Source organism: Plantactinospora sp. B6F1 (assembly GCF_040120695.1).
In the GTDB taxonomy this organism is placed as follows: Bacteria; Actinomycetota; Actinomycetes; order Mycobacteriales; family Micromonosporaceae; genus Plantactinospora.
Genome location: NZ_JBEEAC010000001.1, coordinates 677,851 through 696,417, shown reverse-complemented (window position 1 = coordinate 696,417; position 18,567 = coordinate 677,851). Strand labels below are relative to the sequence as shown.

Sequence of the window (18,567 nt, the reverse complement as noted above, 5' to 3'; positions counted from 1 at the left end):
AGCTTACATAGACTGTGATAGATATCTCTATCTCCGATCGGTCCCCTGTTGAACCGTCGGTACCGGCTCCTTCGGGGCAACCGGGAGGGGGCGCTTCGCGTCCCGGCGGTCGATCCAGCTCAGCAGCGGTGTGGTCATCAGCGTGGTGACGAGCGCGACCAGCACCAGTGCGGTGAACAGGGTCGCGTTGACGATCCCCGCCGCCATGCCGACGTTGATCGCGATCAGCTGCATCAGGCCGCGGGCGTTCATCAGCGCGCCGACCCGCACCGCGACGGCCTTCGACTCGCCCCGGAGCCGGGCCGCCCCCCAGCAGGCACCGAACTTCCCGACGATGGCGACCGTGACACAGCCGAGCGCGAAGAGCAGCACCGACGGCTGGCCGAGCAGCCCGAACTCGGTGTGCAGCCCGGAGTAGGTGAAGAAGAGCGGCAGGAAGACGACCTGGCAGACCGGCGTGACGGTGGCGACCATCCGGTCCGTACGGGGTCGGTGCGGCATGACCGCGCCGAGCGAGAAGGCACCGAATACGGCGTACAGGCCGATCACGTCGGTGTACCAGGCCACCGCGAAGAGCAGTGCCACCAGGCCGAGCAGCCGGGACTGGTCACCGAGCCGGTCGCTGCCGACCAGCGCGGCGGCCAGCGGCCGGCCCACCCACCAGAGCAGCAGCCCGAACAGGATCGCCCCGCCGGCCGTGACGAACGCCGGGCCGGGCCGCCCGGAGGCGGTGGCCAGGACGGCGGCGAGCAGGATCCAGGCGACCGCGTCGTCCAGCGCACCGCTGGCCAGGGCGAGCGACCCGTGCCGGGTGCCCTCCTGCCCGCGCTCGGTGATGATCCGGGCCAGCATCGGGAAGGCGGTGATGGCGAGGGCCACCCCGACGAAGGCGGCGGAGACCCCGATGGAGGTGCCCTCGGCGAGTACCGGCGCGTGCCCCGCGGTGAGCAGCACCAGCAGCGCGCCGAGGCCGAGCGGCACGAGTACCCCGGCCAGCGACACCGCACCGGCGGTGCCGGCCAGCCCGGCCACCGGATGCGAGGTGAACGCGTAGCCGGTCTGGAACATGAAGATGACCAGGCCGACCTGACCGACGATGTAGAGCACGGGATAGAGCTGCTCCGGGAAGAGCGCGTCCTGTACGCCGGGGGCGAGCAGCCCGAGCAGCGACGGCCCGAGCAGCACACCGGCCAGCATCTCGCTGACCACCGGGGGCTGGCCGACCTTGCCGAGCAGCCAGGTCGTCACCCGGCAGCAGAGCAGGATGGCCGCGACGGCGATGAAGAACCGTGGCGCCAGCTCGACGGGATTCATGCCGCCTCGCCCTCCCTGGTGATGTCCGCAGTGGACGCGACCTCTGTCATGGCCGCACCTCCTCGAAGTAGGTGGAGCAGGGGCGTACCCGTCGGGCGTCGAGCACCATCCAGGTGCCCAGCGCCAGTTGGACCAGGCTGCGCCCCACGTCGGACCAGCGGTCCGTGCAGCGCATCAGCCATCGCCGCACGCCCCCGGGCGGCCGCGCCCCGGCCGGGACAAGGAGGCAGGGGCCACGGCTCGGCAGCGAGCGGGTGTGCCGCGCGGTGGAGACCAGGGCGTACCGCCGCAGTACCTCCCGGGTGACCGCGCGCATCATCACCGGAGCGACGCCGCGGGCCGGGCAGGCCCGGTTGGCGGTGACACCGAACGGGACGAAGTGCGCCTCGCCCCGGCCCAGGGTCAGCCAACGGCCGGGGTCGAAGGTGTCGTCGGCGGCCGGCCCGGTGCGCTGGTAGGTGAGGTAGTTGAAGAGCAGGACGGAGCCGGCCGGAAGGGTGACCCCCGGCTCGACCTCGATCGGGGCGGAGGTGATCCGGTGTGCCACCCCGAAGAGCGGATGGACCCGCAGCGTCTCGTCGATCACCCGGTCCAGCGCCCGCTCCCCCTCGCCGTCGAGGTCGCCGAGGGCCGCGGTCAGGTCCCGCTGGACCGACGGGTGCTGCGCGAGGGCCAGCAGGAGGTGCGCCATCGCCTCGGACATCTACACCACGGCGGTGTTGAAGAAGGTGCCCTGGAGATACCAGGTCGTCTCCTCGGCGGTGAACGGCGCCGGCAGGGTGACCGGTGCGGTCCGGGCATCGACCCGGGCCCGCAGGTAGCGGGTGAGCAGGTCCCGCCGGTCCAGGTGCCGCAACCCGCAGCACTTGAGCGCGGTGACCACGTCGTCGGCGTTGGCCACGATCAGCGCCCGGACGTCGGGCGGACACGCCTCGGCGAAGACGAGTTCGTGATAGACCTCCGCCCAGATCGGCATCATCAGGTCACGCAGCCGTACCTGGCTGGTCCGGTCGGTTGGCAGCGTGTCCAGGACGCGCCGGGCCGCCGCCCCGGCCAGCTCGGTCGACCGGCGGTGCGACACCGCCAGCACCCGCCGGGTCGTCCGGGCGACCACCCGGTAGCGCTCCCCCGGCTCCAGGTGCTCCTGGTGCATCTGCGGTCCGGGAGCCAGCCAGTACCAGAACAGGTCGGAGAGCCCGGCACCGTGGCTGCGCCCGTTCGCCGCCGGGTGCGAGTACACCCGCTCGAAGTGCTCGGGGCCGACCAGGGGGCCCGGCACCGGGATGCCCTCGACGCCGTTCACCCGGACGAAGATCCATTCCCGGAGCCGGACCACGGCCGGCGGCAACCATCGCGGAAGCGACCAGACCACCGCCACCACCAAGGCGCCGGCCGCGTACCATCCGGCGCCCGGGCCACTCATCGCGGCACCCGCGGCGCGATCATGTCCGGGGTGAGGTCGGTGGGGCGGACCGCGCCGGCCAGCGTCATGGCCCGGACGAGGTCGGCGCGGAGCAGGTCGAAGAGCTGGCGTACCCCGGCCTCGCCCCGGGCCGCGAGGCCCCAGACGACCGGCCGGCCGATCCCGACCGCGACCGCGCCGAGTGCCAGCGCCGTGAGCACGTCCGTGCCCCGGCGGATCCCGCCGTCCAGCAGTACCGGAATCCGCCCCTCGACCGCCTCGACGACCGCCCGCAGGGCGTCGATGCTCGCCGGTACGCCGTCCAGCTGGCGCCCGCCGTGGTTGGAGACCAGCACGCCGTCGACCCCGTGCGCCACGGCGAGCCGGGCGTCGGCCGGGTGCAGGACTCCCTTGAGCACCACGGGCAGCCGGGTCGTCTCGCGCAGCCAGTCGATCCGGGCCCAGTCGAGATCGGCGTCCATGGCGATGTTCCGGACCCGCCCGGTCTGCGGATCCCGCATGTTCTCGCAGTGGAGCCCGGGCGGCAAATCGAGGAAACCGTTGCGCAGGTCCCGCTCCCGGCGCCCGAGCACCGGCGAGTCGACGGTGACCACCAGGGCACGGCAGCCGGCCGCCTCCACCCGCCTGACCAGCGACTCGGTGAAGCCGAGGTCCGGTTGCGGGTAGAGCTGGAACCACAGCCGTACCGGCCGGCCCGCCGGGTCCGTCGCACCGGCGACCGCCTCGATCGGCGTGGTCGCCGCCATGCTCAGCACCAGCACGGTGCCGGCCGCCGCGACCGCCCGGGCGCACGCCACCTCCCCCTCGGGATGGGCCAGCCGGTGGAACGCGGTCGGGGAGACCAGCACCGGCATCGCGAGCGTCTCGCCGAGCAGGTCGGTACGGAGGTCACGCTCGCCCCCGCCCCGCAGCACCCGGGGCAGGATCCGGTACCCGTCGAAGGCCGCCTCGTTGGCCCGCAGTGTGCGCTCGTCGCCGGATCCGCCGGCGAAGAAGTCCCGGTGCGCCCGGTCGAGCCGGCGGTGCGCCTCCGCCCGCAACTCGTCGATGGTGAGCAGGGGGCCCGCGCCGGCCGTGGGTGTGCGGCGCGGGCCCACCTGGTCCGTGACCGAGGGCATGACGGTCAGCCCACGGTGCCCGACAGGCAGCGGCCCAGGAAGGCGACGAGGGGCGCCCGGTGCACGTCCGGCCTGTTCCACTGGTTTTCCAGGTTCTCCGCCAGGTGGTGCACCGCCGCCACCCGGCCCCGGTGGTGGTGCCGGACCACCGGATGCAGGTACGCCGCGTCGTGTGCCTGGCCGGCCGCGTCCTGGGCGATCCGGCGCACCGAGATGTCGAACGGGTCGACCTGGTCGTGCTCGGGGCCGTACTCGAGCGTGACGACGAAGGCGTGTTCGACCGCATGGTCGGCGGTGCCGAGGCCGGCGGCGTCGAAGTACCCGACCGGCACCTCCTCGTGGTAGCGGGCCTCCGTACCGGCCACCGTCAGCACGTCGGCGAGCACCCCGAACTGCTGCCAGAGGCCGGAGGAGCGGTTGACCCGCTCGATGATCGCGTCCGCCGTCGCCTCGGCGGTCGCCTCGACCTTCCCGGCCGGCCACGGGTTGTCGTGGTAGCGGCGTTCGAGGATGCGGTGCAGGGCCCGCACCGCATACCGGAAGCCGTGGATGAAGCCGGTGGTCGACCGCCGGAAGTCCCGCTCCTGGGAGAGGGTGCCGGCGAAGAAGAGGCCCGGGACGTTCACCGACTCCCACTCGGGGGTCTGGGCCGGAAAGCGGTCGTTGATGACCAGCGCCGGACGGCAGCCGTCGTCGAAGATCGACGGGTCGAACCGGAAGCCGGTGCAGGCCAGCACCCGGTCGTAGCGCAGTTCCTTGGTGACCTCGTTGGCCCGGGAGAAGCTGAAGGTGACCCGGTAGCCGTCCGCGTCCCGCTCGACGCCGCGCACGTGCCCGTCGAGGATCGCGTTCGCCGACTTGAGCTGGTAGCTGTCGAGGAAGTTGTTGTTCACCGCCCGCAGGTGCCCGACGTAGTGGGTGCGCCAGGCCATCCGCACCGGACTCGGCCCCGCCACATGGATCAGCGTGGTGGTCTCCATCAGGTTCTCCGCCGTCTCGAAGGCGGAGTTGCCCTTCCCGATGATCAGGACCCGCTGGTCGAGGAAGTCCCGCGGGTCGACCGACATCTCGTCGTACCGTTCGGCGTGCGCGATCCCGGGGATCGGCGCGACGTACGGCTGCGACACCCCGGTCGCCACGACGACCCGGCGGGCGTGGTACGTGCTGCCCGCCTGGTCGGTTACGGTGAAGCCGCCGTCCGCGCTCCGGGCGACCCGGACCACCCGGCTGCGGTACCGGACCCGGACCTCGGTGGCCGCGGCGAAGTCGGCCAGGTAGCGGAGCATCACCTCGGCGTCCGGAAAGTACCGCTCGGTGTACCGGGTGAACCGCAGCGCCGGATCGTCGCTGAGCAACGAGTTCCAGTCCAGCCGCAGATTCAGTTCCGGATCGTCGGACCCGGTGTGCGGCTTGTTGATGGAGATGAGCTGGCGGTGCCGTGGGTAGCGGGCGAAGAACGCGCCCGGGATGTCGGCGGCCTCCAGCACCAGGTAGTCCCGCCGGCCGTCCCGTTCGAGCAGGGCCGCGAGCTGCAGTCCGGCCGGCCCCGCCCCGATGATCAGATAGTCGAGCATCTCTGCGGTCACCCGGGAAACCTACGAAGCGGAACTCAGAGAAAAATCAGTTCACCGGCTCGGCCGGTGCCTCCGGCTGCTCGGTCAACAGGTCGAGCAGGTCGGCGGCGCGCACCACGTCGGCGTCGAGCGGCCGGTCCGGATCGATCGCCGGGACCACCTCGACGAGGCGGTCCAGCGCGGCCGCACAGCCGGGGGCGGTCGGCCTGCGCGCGCCGACGTGTGCGGCCTGGCGCAGCCCGACCGCGAGTGTTCCGCAGGCCAGGCGGAGCAGCCCGGCCTGGTCTGCGGCCCGGAGCGCGGCCTGGGTGCCGAACGGCACGACGTCCTGGTTGTGCAGGTTGGTCGGCAGGCTCTGCATGCTGGCCGGGGTGGCGGCCCGGCGGATCTCCGCGACCATCGCGGTCGCGGCGAGCTGCGCGCCCTGCAACCCGTGCTGCCGTCCTGGTCCGGCGGCCAGCATCGGCGGCAGTCCGCCGTTGCGGGCCGGGTCGACCAGCAGGTCGAGTTGGCGCTCGACGAGGTTGCCGAGCTGGGCGGCGACCGTCGCGAGCACGTCGGCGGCGAATGCGGCGGGTTGGCCGAAGAAGTTCCCGCCGTGCAGCACCAGGTCCTCGTCGGGGAAGAAGAGCGGGTTGTCGCTCACGCCGCGCAGGTCCGCCGCCACCACACCGTCGACGTAGCGCAACGCGTCCTCGGCCGCGCCGAGCAGTTGCGGGGTGCAGCGGATGCTGTACGCCTCCTGCAACGGACGGTCGCCGGACGGCACCGCACCGGCGAGATGACCCCGCATCCGCCCGGCGACGTCGACCGCGCCCGGGTGCCCGTACGCGGCCAGCAGCCGGGGGTGCAGGAACTGGCCGGGCTCGCAGCCCAGCAGGTCGACGAGGAGACAGCTGAGCAGTTGGGCGGCCCGGTGTGCGCGGCGGATGCCGTCCAGCGCGACGGCGGTGGCGGCGATGGTCAGCGAGGTGCCGTTGACCAGTGCCAGCGCGTCGCGCCCGTCGAGGACCAGCGGGGTCAGACCGGCCCTCTCCAGCGCCTGACCCGCCGGCGTCCGCCGGCCGTCCAGGTAGGCCCAGCCCCGGCCGCGCAGCGCCTGGGTGGCGTAGGCGAGCGGGATCAGGTCACCGCTGGCCCCGACCGAACCGAGCCGCGGCATCGCCGGCGCGAACGTCGTCGCCAGCATCGCGGCCAGCCCCTCGACGACCCGCACCGAGACCCCGGAGACGCCCTGGGCGAGCGACCAGACCCGGACCAGCATCGCGGCCCGGCTGACCGCCGGATCGACGTCCGGGCCCTGCCCCGCGCCGAGATGGGCCAGCGTGTTGTCGCACTGGTCGGCCTCGGCGTCCCGGCCGGCGAAGCCGACCAGCGCGCCGAAGCCGGTGGTGGCGCCGTACACCGGGCGGTCCTCGTCGCCGAGCACCCGCCGCAGGTGGTCGCGGGACCGGCGCAACCGGTCGCGTACCGGCCCGGAGATGTCGACCCGGATCTCGGCGGCGGCCCGGCGCAGGTCCGCCACCCGCAACGGCCTGGCCAGACTGATCGGCCGGGCCGCGCCGGCAGGCTCGAGCGTCATCGGGCCGACCGTAGCCGGACAATCTCAGAGCGGTCTGAAACATCTCTGATTACCGGTGGCTACCGTCCCGCGCATGACGCACGACTACCTGATCATCGGGGCCGGGCCCGCGGGACTGCAACTCGCTGCCCTGCTCGAACGCGACGGTCATGACTACCGCGTCCTGGAGGCCGGCCCCGCACCCGGAACGTTCTTCACCACCTATCCGCGCCACCGTCAGCTGATCTCCATCAACAAGGTCTACACCGGCTCCGACGATCCGGAGTTCAACCTGCGCACGGACTGGAACTCGCTGCTCAGCGACGACCCCGCCCTGCTGTTCGCCCGGTACACCGAGCGGTACTTCCCGGACGCCGAGGTGTTGCTGCGCTACCTCGCCGACTTCGCCGCGGCGACCGGGGTACGGGTCGTGCCCCGGACCACGGTGGTCCGGGTGAGCCGCGACGGCGACGGGTTCCGTGCCCTCGACGCCGACGGCCGCACCTGGCGAGGCCGCCGCCTGGTGGTGGCGACCGGGGTCTCCAAGCTGCACGTGCCGCCGATCGAGGGGATCGAGACCGCCGAGCGGTACGACACGGTCAGCGTGGATCCACGGGACTTCGTCAACCAACGGGTCATGGTCATCGGCAAGGGCAACTCCGGATTCGAGACCGCCGACGCCCTGGTGGAGACCGCCGCCGTCGTGCACGTCGCGGGGCCACACTCGGTCCGGTTCGCCTGGCAGACGCACTACGTCGGGCACCTGCGGGCGGTGAACAACAACTTCCTCGACACGTACCAGCTCAAGTCGCAGAACGCCGTGCTGGACGGCACGGTCGAGAGCATCCACCGGCGTCCCGGCGGCGGCTACCTGGTCCGGTTCCGGTACGCCCGCTCGGTCGAGGCGATCCGGGAGATCGAGTACGACCGGGTGATCGCCTGCACCGGTTTCCGCTTCGACGCGAGCATCTTCGACGACACCTGCCGGCCGCGGCTGGTCATCGACGACCGCTTCCCGGAGCAGACCCCGGCCTACGAATCGACCTCGGTACCCGACCTGTACTTCGCCGGCACGCTCACCCAGCAACGCGACTTCAAGCGATCGACCAGCGGATTCATCCACGGCTTCCGGTACGGCGCGCGGGCGCTGCACCGGATCCTCAACTCCCGGTACCACGGCGTGGCGTGGCCCAGCACCGAGTTGCCGGCAACCCCGGAGGCGATCACCGACGCGATCATCGCCCGGATCAACCGCTCCTCCGGGCTGTGGCAGCAGTTCGGCGTCCTCGGCGACGTCGTGACGGTACGCGGCGGCACCGCCCGCTACCACGAGGAGGTGCCGGTGGCGTATCTCGCCGACGGCGGGCTCGGCGACGAGTCGGCGCTCGCCGTCACCCTCGAGTACGGGGCGGGCCACGACGCGGTGGACCCGTTCGACGTCTCCGTGCCGCGGGTGGCCGAGAACGACGCGCAGGGCGCGCATCGGGCCACCTACCTGCACCCGGTCGTCCGGCACCGTCGGGGCGGGACGGTGATGGCGGTGCACCATCTGGCGGAGAACCTGGAGAACCAGTGGAACCTGCCCACGGTCCACCAGCAGCCGCTGGCCGCCTTCGTCAAGGAATGCCTGGCCGGTGCCGAACGCTGGGCCGAGCTACCCGCAGGCCGTGCTCGACCTCCTCGCCACCGGCCGGGACCGGCCGGTGTTCGAGCACGGCCCGCGTACCGTCGGCGCCGACGAGCTGGCGGACCTGGTCGCCCGGATCAGCGCCGGGCTGCGAGCGGCGGGGATCGGTCCGGGTGACGGAATCGCGGTGCTGCTCGGCGTGTCACCGGAGGCGTTCGCCGCGATCATCGCGGTGCAGGTGGTCGGTGCCCGGGTGGCCGGAGTGCGCCCCGGGCTCACCCCCGGACAGCTCCGGCACCTGCTCACCCACCGGATCAGGGCGGTGCTGGTCGACCGCGACACCGCGACACCGCGGCTCCGGTCGACCGCCGCCGGTCGCCACCTGCTGGCGGTCGGCACGGTCGACGGGTTGCCCGACCTGACCGCCACCCGGGCGTACCCGGGCCCGCCGGTACCCGCCGGACACCCGGAGGACGTCGGCCGGGTCATCTACACCAGCGGCAGCACCGGCACTCCGAAGGGCTGCCTCCAGACGTACGCCGCGCTCGGTGCCGCCTGGGCAGCGCACCCGGACCGGTGGCCCCCGGCGATCCGCGACCTCGCCGCCCAGCTCGACCGCTACCTGGTCTTCGGCTCGCTGAGCAGCCAGGTGATGCTGGAGTACGGCATCCTCACCCTGGCCGCCGGCGGCACGATGGTGGTCGCCGAACCGCCGCGCGAACCGGAACCGTTCTTCCCTGCCGCGCTCGTGCGGCACCGCGCCACCGCCAGCGTGATCACCGTGCCCCGGCTGGCGAAGCTTGTCGCGGCCCAGCGCGCCGCACCGGCCGACCTCGGCGCGCTACGCGCCCTGCTGGTCTCGGGCTCCCCGCTCGCACCGGCCCGACTCGCCGAGGCGATCTCCGTGCTCGGGCCGGTCGTCTACCACGGCTACGGCCAGACCGAGACCGGCATGATCTCGATGGTGACCCCGGCGGAGCTGACCGGCGCACCGGCCGTGCTCGCCTCGGTCGGCCGCCCGCCGGCCGCCGTCGAGGTGCAGGTCCGCGACGCCGGCGGCCGGCCGGTGGCGACCGGGGTCGAGGGGGAACTCTTCGTCCGCACCCCGGCCCAGGCGAGCGGGTACTGGGCCGAGCCGGCGGAGACGGCCGAGGTGTTCGTCGACGGCTGGGTACGCACCCGTGACCTCGCCCGGCTGGACGCCGACGGCTACCTGTACCTGCTGGGGCGGGCCCGGGACGTCGTCATCGTCAACGCCGACCTCCAGTACGCCGGCCCGATCGAACAGGTCCTCTCCAGCCATCCCGACGTGGCCGAGGCGTACGTCGTGGCCGTGCCCGACGAGGAGACCGGCGAGGCGGTGCACGCCTTCGTCGTCCCTGCTCCGGACCGCCGGCCCGAGGCGGACGTGCTGCGGAAACTGGTCCGGGAACGGCTGGGCGCGGCGAGCGCTCCCCGGCACGTCACCTTCGTCGCCGAGGTTCCGGTCTCGGCCGCCGGCAAGCCGGACAAGCGGCGCCTGCTGGCCGACCGCCGAGCGACACCGTCGTGCTGACCCCTGGGCACGGCGGCGGACACCCGGAACCCGGCCGGCGGCTCAGCGGTCCCCCGGCCTGGCCGGCACGACCGGCGCTCCTCCCGGATTGGACAGCACGATCCGGGCGTCGTCGGGCAGCCGGCGGGTGGCACCGCGCCGGTCCAGCAGTTCGAGCAGCGGCACGGCGACCCGCCGGGTCGTGCCGAGCGCCTGCCGGGCGGTGCTCAGCGAGAACGGCTGCGGAAGCGCGGCGAGTACCCGGACCGCCCGCTCGGGGGCGTCCGGCAGCAGTACGACGTTGTCGGCGAGCCTGAGCAGCGCGCCGACCCGTACCGCCGCGCCGATCTCCCGGTGCCCGAGCCCGAGTTCGGCGAGCCGACCCGCCTCCGGGGCGACGAACGGCCGCTCGGCCAGCTCCGCACCGACCCGGCGTACCGCCCGGGCGACCTGCTCGGGCAGGGTGCCGGCCGCGACACCGCGGCCGATCCGCCCGTCGCGGACCACCAGCGGCGTGGTGACCAGGGCCTCCACCAGGGCCCGATCCGGCAGGTCCAGCAGCCGGCGCGCGGTCTCGACCGGCATCCCCGGCTCCAGCGGATGCGCCCGCGTCCACCGGGTCACCTCGGCGAGCAGCCGCCGGCCGAGCTCCCGCCAGTGCCCGGGGTCGGCGTGCCACCCGCCGGTCACCGGCGCCGTCGTCACGGTCACACCCATCCGCTCCAGCTCGCGCCGCCGGGCCAGGCCGCGCCGGGCCAGCTCGCCGGGCTCGTCGGGCCGGCCGTCCAGCCCGGCCAGCACCGCCGCCCGGGCGGCCGCCGCGCCACGCCGGCTCAACCTCGGCGGTACGACGTCGAGCACCGTCACCCCGCCGGCCACACACCGCCGGCCGGGATCCCGCAGCAGCCCCCGGTCACCGATACGCAGCGGCAGCGGCCGGTCCAGCCGCAGCCGGGCGGTGTCGGCGCCGAGTGGGCGTATCCGGGCGGTCACCCCGGCCGAGCCGACGTGCAGGGTGACCTCTGCCGGCAGCTCGGCCACCGGGTCGCCGGCCAGCCGGACGTCGACCAGGTCGGTCTGCTGGAAGCGCCCGGGGGTGAGCAGTGCGTCGCCCCGGCGGACCTGTTCCCGGGCCACCCCGCGCAGGTTGACCGCGACCCGGGCCACCCCGGCGACCTCGCAGACCTGGGTACCCAGGGTCTGTAGCTCCCGGATCCGGACCCGCTGGCCGGTGCCGGTCAGCTCCAGCTCGTCACCGTTGCGCAGCACCCCCGCGCCGAGGGTGCCGGTCAGCACGGTGCCGCTGCCCCGGATGGTGAACGCCCGGTCCACCCAGAACCGCACCGGTGCGGCCGGCTCGGGCACCGGCAGCCGGGCGGCGAGCCGGTCCAGGGCGGCGCGCAGCTGCGGCAGCCCGGCGCCGGTGACCGCGCTGACCGCGACCGTCTCGACCCGGCCGAGCGAGGTGGCCGCGATCTGCCCGACCGCCTGTCGGGTGGCGAGGGCGGGGTCGGCCAGGTCGGTCCGGGTCACCACCAGCAACCCGTGCCGGACACCGAGCGCGTGCAGCGCGGCCAGGTGCTCGGCGGACTGCGGCATCCAGCCCTCGTCGGCGGCGACCACGAAGAGCACGGCCGGGGCCGGGCCGATCCCGGCGAGCATGTTGGGGACGAACCGCTGGTGTCCGGGTACGTCGACGAACGCCAGCACCGTTCCGGACGGCAGCGTGGTCCAGGCGAAACCGAGGTCGATGGTCATGCCCCGGCGCCGCTCCTCGGCCCATCGGTCCGGCTCCATCCCGGTCAGCGCCCGAACCAGTGTCGACTTGCCGTGGTCGACGTGTCCGGCGGTGGCGATGACCTGCACGTCAGCTCTCCCGCCAGCCCCGGGCCACCCGGGCGACAGCGGTCCGCACCGCCTCGTCCCGATCGGCGGGCACGCAGCGCAGGTCGAACAGCAGCCGGCCCCGTTCGAGCCGGCCGATCACCGGCGGATCGCCGAGGCGCAGCGGTTCGGCGTACTCCTCGGGAAGGGCGAGGGCCCACGAGTCGAGGGTGACCTCCGGCGCCCCGCCGCCGCCGACCACGGCGTCGTGCGGGACCACCCCGGCCTGCACACCGTCGGTCGCGAGCTGGTCGCGGAGCCGTTCGGTGCGCAGCCGCAGCGCGGCCGGGGTGGCCCGCAGCGCCCGCCAGGTCGGGGTCTCCGGGCCGGTCAGGGTGGCCGCCAGGGCGGCCAGGGTGAGCTTGTCCACCCGCAGAGCCCGGGCCAGGGGATGCCGGCGGAGCACCTCGACCAGGTCGGCGTCGCCGAGCAGCAGCCCGGCCTGCGGCCCGCCGAGCAGCTTGTCACCGCTCGCGGTGACCAAGGCCGCGCCGCCCCGCAACGCCGAGGCGGCGTCCGGCTCGGCGGGCAGCAGCGGGTCCGGGGCCAGCAGCCCGGAGCCGATGTCGACCACCACCGGTACGCCGAGGGTGGCCAGTTCCTCGACCGCTACGGCGGCGGTGAAGCCCCGGACGACGAAGTTCGACGGATGCACCTTGAGCACGAACGCGGTGCGCGGCCCGACCGCCGCCGCGTAGTCGGCCAGCCTGCTCCGGTTGGTGGTGCCCACCTCGCGCAGCGTCGCCCCGGTGCTGACCAGCAGGTCCGGCAGCCGGAACCCGTCGCCGATCTCCACCAGCTCGCCCCGGCTGACCACGATCTCCCGGCCGGCGGGGTCCCCGTCGGGCCGGTGCGCGGCGGTCAGCGCGGCCGCGACCAGGGCGAGCGCGGCGGCACCGTTGTTGACCACGTGCACCGCGCCGGCCGACGGCACCGCGGCGGCGAGCGCGGCCAGCGCACCCCGGCCGCGCCGGGCGCGCCGCCCGGTCCGCAGGTCGAGTTCCACATCGGTGTGCCCGGCCGCCGCGATCACCGCGTCGACCGCCGCCGCCGACAGCGGCGCCCGGCCGAGGTTGGTGTGCAGCACCACGCCGGTGGCGTTGAGCACCGGGCGCGGCCCGGCGGCGGTGGCCGGCAGTGCGGCCAGGGTGGCCGGGACGACCTCCTCCGGCGGGATCTCGCCGCGCCGGACCCGGTCCTGGGCGGCGCCGAGCAGGGCCTTGAGCCGGACCCGCCCGACGGTCGCCTCGGCGGTGACCAGCCGGGGGTCGGCGAGCAGCACGTCGGTGCGTGGCACCCGGCGCCGAGGATCGACCGCCCCGTCCATTCCCACCTCGCTGTAGAAACCCGTTCACCCGGCACTTAACCACACCCGATCTCCAGACGCCGGGGGAAGTCCACGACCGGCCGGGATGGACGGTGCCGATCGGAGCGCGCCGGGGCGGGTCAGCCGGCCGGGGTGAGCGCGCCGGGGCCGGGCAGCAGGTCGACGTCGGCGGCCCGGATCGGCTCGCCGCAGGCGGAACAGCTCAGCTCGACGTGACCGACCTGCCCGCAGGCCCGGTGCCGGTGCAGCACAGGTGGGCCCGGCTCGCCGGCGGTCCACCGGTCGCCCCAGCGGACCATGACGAGGAGCAGGTCGCAGAGTTCCTGTCCCTTGTCGGTGAGCAGGTACTCGTACCGCGGCGGCCGGTTCGAGTACTCCCGCCGCTGGAGGACACCGTTGTCGACCAGCCAGCGGAGCCGCTCGGCGAGCACCTTGGTGGAGATGCCGAGATCCTGCTGGATCTGGTCGAACCGGGTGATCCCGGCGTAGACGTCGCGCAGGATCAGCGGGGACCAGGGCTCTCCGACGACGTCCAGGGTGCGGGCGATCGAACAGGCCATCTCGGCGAACCGGGTTCGCTGCATGCCACCACCCTAGGCGATCTGACTTCCTTCAGGGAAGGGACTTCGGCTAGGGTGTGCCGGACCACATCCTTTCTTCAGGGAAGTCACCGTAGGAGGAACCATGAACCGACCCCAGGTGGTGCCGGCCGAGCAGTGGCGGACTGCCCTGGCCACGCTGCGCGACAAGGAGAAACAACTCACCCGGGCGCTGGACGACCTGGCCGCCGAGCGGCGCCGGCTGCCGATGGTCCGCGTCGACAAGGACTACCGGTTCGTCGGCCCGGACGGGCCGGTGGGGCTGCCGGATCTGTTCGAGGGACGCCGGCAGCTCATCGTCTACTGCTTCATGTGGCACGGCGCCGACCACGTCTGCTCGGGCTGCGCGATGTTCACCGACAACATCGGACACCTCGCCCACCTGCACGCCCGGGACACCTCGCTGGCGCTGGTCTCCCGGGGGCCGCTCGCCGAGATCCTGCCGGTGCGGGAGCGGATGGGCTGGTCGATCCCCTGGTACTCCTGCGCCGCGGGCGACTTCACCGACGACATGGACGCGGGCGACGGATTCGGGCTCAACGTCTTCCTCCGCGACGGCGCCGAGGTCTACCGCAGCTACTTCACCACCAACCGGGGGGTGGAACGGCTCGGCAGCGGTTGGACCTTCCTCGACCTCACGCCGTACGGGCGGCAGGAGACCTGGGAGGATTCGCCGGACGGGTGGCCGCAGGGGCAGCCGTACGCGTGGTGGCGGCTGCACGACGAGTATCCGGCGGAAACCGCGGCGCCGAGTGGCACGGCCGGCGTCGATTCGGTGCGGGGGCGGTCGTGAGCGGCCGTACGCCCGTCGCCGAACTGCTCTTCCGGGCCGAGGACGCGGCGCCGATGAGCCTGGACGAGGCGACGGTACGACCATGGAGCCAGGCCCGGACGGCGTTGGAGTCGACGACGAAGGGCTGGCTGTCGACCGTACGGCCGGACGGCAGGCCGCACGTCGCGCCGGTGATGCCGGTCTGGGCCGACGGCGCGCCCTGCTTCACCACCCGCCCCGGCTCGCGCAAGGGCCGGAACCTGGCCGGCGCCCCGGCCTGCGCGCTCAGCGTCGCCGCCCCCGACCTCGACCTGGACCTCGTGCTGGAGGGCGATGCCGTCCGGCTGCGGGACCCGGCGCTGCTCCGGCAGGTGGCCGACACCTTCGCGGAGAAGTACCGGTGGGAGCTGGCGATCCGCGACGGAGTCGTCCGGGATCCCGGACTGCCGGGCGAACCCGAGTACGCCTTCTACCGGGTCACCGTGCTGCGCGGCTTCGGCTACGGCGCCGACGGGTCGACCGCGACCCGCTGGCGCTTCGGCTGAACCGCCGGAGCGGGCGGCGGGTGCGACCATGGTCCGATGACCACCGGGCAGCGCCATCGACTCACCCAGTACGCGCACGGCGGCGGCTGCGCCTGCAAGATCCCGCCGGGCGAGCTGGAGGAGGTGGTGGCCGGGCTGGTCGGCACGTCCGCGCCGGCCGGGCCGGGTGAACTGCTGGTCGGGCTCGACGACGGCGACGACGCGGCGGTGGTCCGGCTCGGGTCGGGTACCGCCGTGGTGGCGACCGCCGACTTCTTCACCCCGGTGGTCGACGACCCGTACGACTGGGGCCGGATCGCCGCCGCCAACGCCCTCTCCGACGTCTACGCGATGGGCGGTACCCCGGTGGTCGCGGTGAACCTGCTGGCCTGGCCCCGCGAGGTGTTGCCGCTGGCGCTCGCCGCCGAGGTGCTGCGCGGCGGGCTGGACGTGGCCCGGGAGGCGGGCTGCCACGTGGCCGGCGGGCACAGCGTGGACGACCCCGAGCCCAAGTACGGGATGGCGGTCACCGGGATCGCCCACCCGGAGCGGCTGATGCGCAACGACGCCGGCGTGGCCGGGCTGCCACTGACCCTGACCAAACCGCTCGGCGTCGGGGTGCTCAACAGCCGGCACAAGCGGACCGGCGAGGTGTTCGGGCAGGCGGTGGCGGCGATGACCGAGCTGAACCGGGCCGCCTCGGCGGCGGCGGTGGCGGCCGGGATCCGCTGTGGCACCGACGTGACCGGGTTCGGGCTGCTCGGCCACCTGCACAAGCTGGCCCGGGCGTCCGGGCTGACCGCCCGGGTCCGCGCGTCGGCCGTACCGTATCTGGACGGTGCCCGGGCGGCGCTGGCCGACGGCTTCGTCAGCGGCGGTACCCGACGCAACCTGGCCTGGGTGCGTCCGCACCTGGAGTCGGCGGGGGTCGACGAGGACGAGTTGCTGCTGCTGGCCGACGCGCAGACCTCCGGTGGCCTGCTGGTCGCCGGCGAGCTGCCCGGCCACCCGGTGGTCGGCGAGCTGCTGCCGCCCCGGGGCGACGGGCGGACCCTGCTGGTGACGGGGTGAGGACGCGGAACGGGTCCCCGGGATCGACGATCCCGGGGACCCGCACGGTGCAACCCGCTGCTACTACCGCTCAGTTGGCGCCACCGGTGAGCGGGGCCCCTCCCGGCTCGGCGTCCTCGGGTCGTGGCTACGGGCCGGCGGCGGCCTTCCGGTCCGCGCCGTGCTCCCGCTGCGGCAGCACCGTGTACTTCGGGTCCCGGGCGGAGACCTTCCCGGCCTCGAAGACGCCGAACCGGGTCAGCAGCGAGGAGGCCAGCAGGGCCGCGCCGGAGAGCACGCGAAGTGTCCGGTTGCCCCGGGCCAGCAACGCGCCCGCGGTGCCGGCGGCCAGCAGCAGCTGCCCGCCCCGGATCAGCCGGGCCGGCCGCCCGGTCCGGTACGGCTCACCGGTCAGCCCCAGCCGGGCGATCCGGCGCTCGGCGAGCACCTCGACCACCGCACCGGCCAGCGCCAGCCGGGCCGCGGGGCCGGACTGCGCGGCCGGTGCCGCGACCAGCCCGGCCCCCGCACCGGCGACCAGCGCGCTGCCGCCGAACATGAACGGCAGGTCCGGGTACGCGTCGTGCCAGGCCGGCATCGCCGTGTCGGCCAGCAGCACCCCGGTGTACGTGGCCAGCGCCGGTGCCGTTGCCGCCGCGACCAGCCCTGCGCCCCGGCCGACCGGTGGCAGCAGCCGGCGGGCCAGACCGAGCCCGCCGCGCCGGGGCAGCACCGGGGCGACCTCGCTCACCGCGGCCAACCCCGCCGCCGGCCCGAAGATGGCCAGGATCCAGGTGCCCATCGACATCGGCGAGGTCGGCTTGACGACCCGCAGCATGTGGTGGAACCGGGCCGGCCGGCCGAGATCGCTGATCAGGAAAAAGGTGCTCAGGCCGACCGCGCCCAGCGAGACGAGGCGGCCGGCCCGACGCAGCGCCGCCCGCCCGGTCAGGTCCGCACCGGCGGCCAGCAGTGCCGAGCCGGCCGCCAACCCGCCGGTGAACAGGTACGCGGGGATGGCCTGCCGCCACACCGGCGCCTTGACCACCGGCCGCCCGTAGTACGAGCTGAACTCGGCCGGTGGGACGACCACCGGTTGCCCGGCGACCACTCCCGGCCCCGACCCGCCGCGCTGACCGGTCCGCCGCCGCGGTTCACCGCCGATGCCGCCGGTCATGACGGCCGTCCGACGAACGCGGCCACCACCGCGGCAGTCATGGTGAGCGCGGCCAGCCCGGCCCGGCGCCACATCCGGGGCAGGTCCCGGGTGGTCACCACCGGGTCCGGCGGCAGCCCGTACACCTCGGGCTCGTCGAGCAGCAGGAAGAACGCTCCGTCACCGCCCACCCCGTCGTCCGGGTCGTGCCCGTAGAGCCGGGCCTCGGCAACGCCGTCGGCGTGCAGTCGCTCGACCCGGGCCCGGGCCCGCTCGCGCAGCTCGTCGAGTTCGCCGTACTGGATCGACTCGGTGGGGCAGGCCTGGGCGCAGGCCGGCATTCGTCCAGCAGTCATCCGGTCGTAGCAGAGGGTGCACTTCCAGGCCCGGCCATCTCCACTGCGCTGGTCGATGACGCCGAATGGGCAGGCGGGAACGCAGTAGCCGCAGCCGTTGCAGATGTCCTCCTGCACCACCACGGTGCCGAACTCGGTGCGGAACAGCGAGCCGGTCGGGCAGACGTCCAGGCAGGCGGCGTGGGTGCAGTGCTTGCAGACGTCCGACATCATCAGCCAGCGCAGGTCGGTACGCCCGTCCAGGTCCCCCTCCCGGCCGGGCAGGTCGGTGCCGGGCATCCCGAGGAACTGCGTCCCCTGCGCCATCCGGCCCGCCGGGCCGGGCTCCGGGGCCGGCGGCACGCCGGGACTGGTCCCCTGGTCGGGCCCGATCACCCCACCCGCCTCCGCGGTGACCGGGGCGATCGGCGGCCCGCTCGGGGTACCGGCCAGCGGCGCCGACGACTGCCAGCCGGCCGGCCGGGGCTGCTCGACGAAGGCGACGTGCCGCCACGAGTTGGCAGTCAACGCCCCCGTGTTGTCGTACGACATGCCGAGCAGGTCGAGACCGCTCTCCGGCACCAGGTTCCACTCCTTGCAGGCCACCTCACAGGCCTTGCAGCCGATGCAGAGACTGGTGTCGGTGAAGAACCCCATCCGGGGTGGCGGGTCGAGGTGGCCGGCCTGCTCGGCGGGGTTGACCGGCGCGGCCGGACGTCGCGTCTCGACCATGCTCATGCCTCCGGTTTCGTGTCGTCGCCGGTGTGCC

Annotated in this window: 16 protein-coding genes; 5 read left to right on the top strand and 11 right to left on the bottom strand. The window is 74.1% G+C overall.

The features are described 5' to 3' along the window. Positions 1-27 precede the first annotated feature (27 nt). From ABNF97_RS02855 to ABNF97_RS02830, 6 genes are read right to left on the bottom strand one after another with little or no spacing between them, the layout of a single operon-like run. On the bottom strand, positions 28-1,314 hold the full coding sequence (locus ABNF97_RS02855; protein WP_130462940.1) for a cation:proton antiporter domain-containing protein: 1,287 nt from the start codon (positions 1,312-1,314) through the stop codon (positions 28-30). A 46-nt stretch (positions 1,315-1,360) separates the two neighbouring features. After that, positions 1,361-2,017, bottom strand: a complete 657-nt coding sequence (locus tag ABNF97_RS02850) for a cytochrome P450 (RefSeq protein WP_349337536.1) — start codon at positions 2,015-2,017, stop codon at positions 1,361-1,363. Then, the gene (locus ABNF97_RS02845) at positions 2,018-2,737 is read right to left on the bottom strand and encodes a hypothetical protein (RefSeq protein ID WP_349337535.1); all 720 of its coding nucleotides are present in this window, start codon (positions 2,735-2,737) and stop codon (positions 2,018-2,020) included. Beyond that, positions 2,734-3,855 (bottom strand): alpha-hydroxy-acid oxidizing protein, encoded by a 1,122-nt coding sequence (locus ABNF97_RS02840; RefSeq protein ID WP_130462938.1) that lies wholly within the window; start codon positions 3,853-3,855, stop codon positions 2,734-2,736. The genes ABNF97_RS02845 and ABNF97_RS02840 overlap by 4 nt, the downstream gene beginning before the upstream one ends. Positions 3,856-3,860: 5 nt before the next feature. Next, on the bottom strand, positions 3,861-5,441 hold the full coding sequence (locus ABNF97_RS02835) for an NAD(P)-binding domain-containing protein (protein WP_349337534.1): 1,581 nt from the start codon (positions 5,439-5,441) through the stop codon (positions 3,861-3,863). A gap of 34 nt (positions 5,442-5,475) precedes the next feature. Further along, positions 5,476-7,011 (bottom strand): aromatic amino acid ammonia-lyase, encoded by a 1,536-nt coding sequence (locus ABNF97_RS02830; protein ID WP_349337533.1) that lies wholly within the window; start codon positions 7,009-7,011, stop codon positions 5,476-5,478. 73 nt (positions 7,012-7,084) lie between these two features. Between ABNF97_RS02830 and ABNF97_RS02825 the strand changes: the two genes are divergently transcribed. Continuing rightward, positions 7,085-8,794, top strand: coding sequence for an NAD(P)-binding domain-containing protein (locus tag ABNF97_RS02825; RefSeq protein ID WP_349337532.1), 1,710 nt, complete (start codon positions 7,085-7,087; stop codon positions 8,792-8,794). Further along, complete coding sequence (locus tag ABNF97_RS02820; RefSeq protein WP_349337575.1) at positions 8,694-10,172, top strand: class I adenylate-forming enzyme family protein; 1,479 nt, start codon at positions 8,694-8,696, stop codon at positions 10,170-10,172. Before ABNF97_RS02825 ends, ABNF97_RS02820 begins: the two co-directional genes overlap by 101 nt. Positions 10,173-10,214: 42 nt before the next feature. Here the strand turns inward: ABNF97_RS02820 and selB are convergent, their stop codons facing one another. From selB to ABNF97_RS02805, 3 genes are all read right to left on the bottom strand, one after another. After that, positions 10,215-12,017 (bottom strand): selenocysteine-specific translation elongation factor, encoded by a 1,803-nt coding sequence (gene selB, locus ABNF97_RS02815; RefSeq protein ID WP_349337531.1) that lies wholly within the window; start codon positions 12,015-12,017, stop codon positions 10,215-10,217. A gap of 1 nt (position 12,018) precedes the next feature. Further along, positions 12,019-13,362, bottom strand: a complete 1,344-nt coding sequence (gene selA / locus ABNF97_RS02810; protein ID WP_130462934.1) for an L-seryl-tRNA(Sec) selenium transferase — start codon at positions 13,360-13,362, stop codon at positions 12,019-12,021. Positions 13,363-13,481: 119 nt separating this feature from the next. Further along, entirely contained in the window at positions 13,482-13,946 is a 465-nt protein-coding gene (locus ABNF97_RS02805) for a winged helix-turn-helix transcriptional regulator (protein ID WP_130462933.1), read from the bottom strand. Positions 13,947-14,046: 100 nt separating this feature from the next. Here ABNF97_RS02805 and ABNF97_RS02800 point away from each other — a divergent pair, with 100 nt between their 5' ends. From ABNF97_RS02800 to selD, 3 genes are read left to right on the top strand one after another with little or no spacing between them, the layout of a single operon-like run. Then, the gene (locus tag ABNF97_RS02800; protein WP_130462932.1) at positions 14,047-14,754 is read left to right on the top strand and encodes a DUF899 family protein; all 708 of its coding nucleotides are present in this window, start codon (positions 14,047-14,049) and stop codon (positions 14,752-14,754) included. Beyond that, the gene (locus ABNF97_RS02795; RefSeq protein WP_349337530.1) at positions 14,751-15,278 is read left to right on the top strand and encodes a pyridoxamine 5'-phosphate oxidase family protein; all 528 of its coding nucleotides are present in this window, start codon (positions 14,751-14,753) and stop codon (positions 15,276-15,278) included. Before ABNF97_RS02800 ends, ABNF97_RS02795 begins: the two co-directional genes overlap by 4 nt. Before the next feature lie 36 nt (positions 15,279-15,314). After that, positions 15,315-16,328 carry a selenide, water dikinase SelD gene (gene selD / locus ABNF97_RS02790; protein WP_130462930.1) on the top strand — a complete coding sequence of 338 codons (1,014 nt, stop codon included), beginning with the start codon at positions 15,315-15,317 and terminating at the stop codon, positions 16,326-16,328. A gap of 127 nt (positions 16,329-16,455) precedes the next feature. Here the strand turns inward: selD and nrfD are convergent, their stop codons facing one another. Continuing rightward, the gene (nrfD, locus tag ABNF97_RS02785) at positions 16,456-17,484 is read right to left on the bottom strand and encodes an NrfD/PsrC family molybdoenzyme membrane anchor subunit (protein WP_130462929.1); all 1,029 of its coding nucleotides are present in this window, start codon (positions 17,482-17,484) and stop codon (positions 16,456-16,458) included. Next, positions 17,481-18,530: a 4Fe-4S dicluster domain-containing protein gene (locus ABNF97_RS02780; RefSeq protein WP_130462928.1), complete on the bottom strand. Its 1,050-nt coding sequence runs from the start codon at positions 18,528-18,530 to the stop codon at positions 17,481-17,483. Before ABNF97_RS02780 ends, nrfD begins: the two co-directional genes overlap by 4 nt. Between the last annotated feature and the right edge of the window lie 37 nt (positions 18,531-18,567).

Excerpts from the sequence above, each read along its gene's own strand:
- ABNF97_RS02855 (WP_130462940.1), bottom strand. The coding sequence starts at position 1,314 with ATGAATCCCGTCGAGCTGGCGCCACGGTTCTTCATCGCCGTCGCGGCC.
- ABNF97_RS02850 (WP_349337536.1), bottom strand. The coding sequence starts at position 2,017 with ATGTCCGAGGCGATGGCGCACCTCCTGCTGGCCCTCGCGCAGCACCCG.
- ABNF97_RS02845 (WP_349337535.1), bottom strand. The coding sequence starts at position 2,737 with ATGAGTGGCCCGGGCGCCGGATGGTACGCGGCCGGCGCCTTGGTGGTG.
- ABNF97_RS02840 (WP_130462938.1), bottom strand. The coding sequence starts at position 3,855 with ATGCCCTCGGTCACGGACCAGGTGGGCCCGCGCCGCACACCCACGGCC.
- ABNF97_RS02830 (WP_349337533.1), bottom strand. The coding sequence starts at position 7,011 with ATGACGCTCGAGCCTGCCGGCGCGGCCCGGCCGATCAGTCTGGCCAGG.
- ABNF97_RS02825 (WP_349337532.1), top strand. The coding sequence starts at position 7,085 with ATGACGCACGACTACCTGATCATCGGGGCCGGGCCCGCGGGACTGCAA.
- selA (WP_130462934.1), bottom strand. The coding sequence starts at position 13,362 with ATGGACGGGGCGGTCGATCCTCGGCGCCGGGTGCCACGCACCGACGTG.
- ABNF97_RS02805 (WP_130462933.1), bottom strand. The coding sequence starts at position 13,946 with ATGCAGCGAACCCGGTTCGCCGAGATGGCCTGTTCGATCGCCCGCACC.
- ABNF97_RS02800 (WP_130462932.1), top strand. The coding sequence starts at position 14,047 with ATGAACCGACCCCAGGTGGTGCCGGCCGAGCAGTGGCGGACTGCCCTG.
- selD (WP_130462930.1), top strand. The coding sequence starts at position 15,315 with ATGACCACCGGGCAGCGCCATCGACTCACCCAGTACGCGCACGGCGGC.
- nrfD (WP_130462929.1), bottom strand. The coding sequence starts at position 17,484 with ATGACCGGCGGCATCGGCGGTGAACCGCGGCGGCGGACCGGTCAGCGC.
- ABNF97_RS02780 (WP_130462928.1), bottom strand. The coding sequence starts at position 18,530 with ATGGTCGAGACGCGACGTCCGGCCGCGCCGGTCAACCCCGCCGAGCAG.